This window comes from Geodermatophilus sp. CPCC 205761, from assembly GCF_051383655.1.
GTDB lineage: Bacteria > Actinomycetota > Actinomycetes > Mycobacteriales > Geodermatophilaceae > Geodermatophilus.
The window spans coordinates 1-3,089 of sequence record NZ_JALPKQ010000098.1; the positions used below are offsets into that span (position 1 = coordinate 1).

Annotated in this window: 2 protein-coding genes and 1 pseudogene; all 3 read right to left on the bottom strand. The window is 78.1% G+C overall.

What is annotated here, in order from left to right:
- Positions 1-146 precede the first annotated feature (146 nt).
- On the bottom strand, positions 147-1,598 hold the full coding sequence (murC, locus tag MY526_RS26845; RefSeq protein ID WP_436705475.1) for a UDP-N-acetylmuramate--L-alanine ligase: 1,452 nt from the start codon (positions 1,596-1,598) through the stop codon (positions 147-149).
- Between the two features lie 73 nt (positions 1,599-1,671).
- Positions 1,672-2,760 (bottom strand): undecaprenyldiphospho-muramoylpentapeptide beta-N-acetylglucosaminyltransferase, encoded by a 1,089-nt coding sequence (murG, locus tag MY526_RS26850; RefSeq protein WP_436695932.1) that lies wholly within the window; start codon positions 2,758-2,760, stop codon positions 1,672-1,674.
- A gap of 95 nt (positions 2,761-2,855) precedes the next feature.
- Positions 2,856-3,089 (bottom strand): annotated as a pseudogene (locus MY526_RS26855) (hypothetical protein); the annotation flags it as partial.

Below are 3,089 nucleotides of genomic sequence, written 5' to 3' on the forward strand. Positions count from 1 at the left end.
GTGCTGGAGGAGGTACCCGTCGTTGCTGGCGCCCTCGACCACGCGGCTGTCCCGGCGCCGGCGCGCGGGCGCCGCGGCGCGGCGTGCGGACTCGGGAGCCGTCGCCGGCCCGTGCGCGCGGTCGCGGGTGGTCGTGCCCGAGCGGTTCACGGGACCTGGTCCGCCGCGCCGTCGCCGGGCCGGCCGCCCCGCAGCGCCTCCAGGACCTCCGCCCCGACCATCGAGACGTTGCCCGCCCCCATCGTGATCACCAGGTCACCCGGGCGGGCGCGCGCCGCGAGCGCGGGCGCGGCGGCCGACCAGGAGGGCTCGAAGTGCACGCGGCCGGCCGGCAGGGCGACCGCGTCGGCGACCATCGCGCCGGTGATGCCGGGAACGGGGTCCTCGCGGGCGCCGTAGACGTCCATGACCACCACCTCGTCGGCCAGGCCCAGCGCGGCGCCGAACCCGGCGGCGAACTCGCGGGTGCGGCTGTACAGGTGCGGCTGGAAGGCCACGACCACCCGGCCCTCCCCGGCCACCGCCCGGGCGGCCCGCAGCTGGGCCTCGACCTCGGTCGGGTGGTGGGCGTAGTCGTCGTAGACCCGCACCCCGCCGACGACGCCCTTGAGCTCGAAGCGGCGGTGCACCCCGCCGAAGCGGCCCAGGCCCGCCACCAGCCGGTCCGCGGGCAGCCCGAGCTCCAGCCCGGCCAGCAGGGCGGCGGCGCTGTTGCGGGCCATGTGCTCGCCGGGCACCCGGATCTGCACCCGGCCGAGCAGCTCGCCGTCCAGGACCGCGGTCCAGGCGGTCGTCTCGGGACCGACCTCGATGTCGAGCAGCCGCAGGTCGGCGTCCTCGGCGGTGCCGTAGGTGCGTACCCGGGCCGGCGTCGGAACGGTGCGCAGCCGGGCCGCCCCCGGGTCGTCGGCGCACAGCACGACGAAGCCCGCGGGGTCCACGGTGCCCAGGAAGCGGTCGAAGGCGGCCTCCACCGCGGCGAGGTCGCCGTAGTTGTCCAGGTGGTCGGCCTCGACGTTGGTGACGATCGCGCCGTGCGGCGCCAGCAGCAGGAACGAGCGGTCGCTCTCGTCGGCCTCGGCGACGAAGACGTCACCCTTGCCGGCGTGGGCGTTGCTGCCCGACTCGTTGAGGTCGCCGCCGATGGCGAAGGACGGGTCGGCGCCACAGGCCTGGACGGCGACGGTCAGCATCGACGTCGTCGACGTCTTCCCGTGGGTGCCCGCGACGGCGACGCTGCGCTTGCCGGCCATCACCGCGGCGAGCGCCACCGCGCGGGGCAGCACGCGCAGGCCCCGCTCGCGCGCCGCGGCCAGCTCGGGGTTGTCCTCGCGGATCGCGGTGGAGACGACGACGGTGTCGGCGTCGCCGAGGTGCGCCCCGTCGTGCCCCAGCGCGACCCGCGCGCCCAGGGCCCGCAGCGCGAGCAGGGTGGGGGTGTCCCGCCGGTCGCTGCCCGAGACGACGACTCCGCGGGCCAGCAGGATCCGCGCGATCCCGCTCATCCCGGCGCCGCCGATGCCGACGAAGTGGACCGCGCCCAGCTCCTCGAGCGAGGGCACCGGCTCGTTCCACGCCGCGACCGCCGCCGCACTCACTCGTTCTCCTCGCTGGCGCTCGTCGACCGCGTTCGCGGCGCTGCTCCGCCCCTGGGCGAACTCGCGGGCTCGTTCACCTGGCCGCCACCTCCAGCACGATGTCGGCCAGCCGCTCGTCGGCGTCGCGCGCCCCGGCCTCCGCCGCGTGCGCGGCGTAGCCGGCCAGCGCGGCCGGATCGGTCACCAGGGGCAGCACGTTCTCCTCGATCCAGGACGGCGACAGGGCGGCGTCGTCCACCATCAGCCCGCCGCCGGCCTCGACGACGGGCAGCGCGTTGCGCCGCTGCTCCCCGTTCCCGATCGGCAGCGGCACGAACGCGGCCGGCAGTCCCACCGCGGACAGCTCGGCCACCGTCACCGCGCCGGCCCGGCAGAGGGCGAGGTCGGCGGCGGCGTACGCGAGGTCCATGCGCTCGAGGTAGTCGACCACGACGTAGGGCGCGCTGCCCGGGGGCCGGGCCGGCACGACCACGTCGGTGTTCTTCGGCCCGCGGGCGTGCAGCACCTGGACACCGGCCGCGGTGAGCGCGTCGGCGGCCCCCGTCGCGGCCCGGTTGAGCGCCGCCGCACCCTGCGAGCCGCCGAAGACCAGCAGCGTCGGCCGGTCGGCGTCCAGGCCGAAGGCGGCACGGGCCTCCTCCCGGCGGGCCGCCCGGTCCAGCGTGCTGATCGCGGTGCGCAGCGGCATGCCGACGTGCTCGCCGCGGTGCAGCGGCGTGCCGGGAAAGGTCACCGCGACGCGGGCGGCGAGGCGGGCGCCGATCCGGTTGGCCAGCCCCGGCAGCGCGTTCTGCTCGTGCACGACGACCGGGACCCGCGCGCGGCGGGCGGCCAGGTAGGCCGGCAGCGCCACGTATCCGCCGAAGCCGACGACGACGTCGGCCTGCACCTCGCGCAGCAGGGCGCGGGTCTCCCCCACCGACCGGCGCACCCGTCCCGGCACCCGCAGCAGGTCGAGGGTGGGCTTGCGCGGCAGCGGCACCGGCGGGATGAGCCGCAGGTCGTAGCCGCGGGCGGGCACGATCCGGGTCTCCATGCCGCGGGGGGTGCCCAGGCAGGTGATCCGCACCCCGCCGCCCGGGACGCCGCGCCGCCGCAGGGCGTCGGCGAGGGCGAGCATCGGCTCGATGTGCCCGCCGGTGCCGCCTCCGGCGAGCACCACGCTCAGCTGTCCGCTCGGAGTGCTCCCGGGTTCGCTCCCGCGGGGCGCTCCGCTGCTCGCTCGTTCCTCGCTGCGCTGCTCACGCCCCTGTCCGCTCATCGTGGCCGCCGCGGGGACTCCGGCGCCGTGGAGCGGGCGCGGGGCGGTGGTTGCCGCCGTGCCTCGCCGACGCGGGGACGGCCGTCCGGCGTCCGCCGCTCGCGCGCCGCGGGGACGCGTTCCCGGGCGGCGTCCCCGGGCCGCAGCGCCGCCACCCGGGCGACGGTGCGGCCGGCGGAGACCTCGGGCCGGCGGGCCGGCCGCTCGGGGGCCGGCTCGGGACGGCGGCG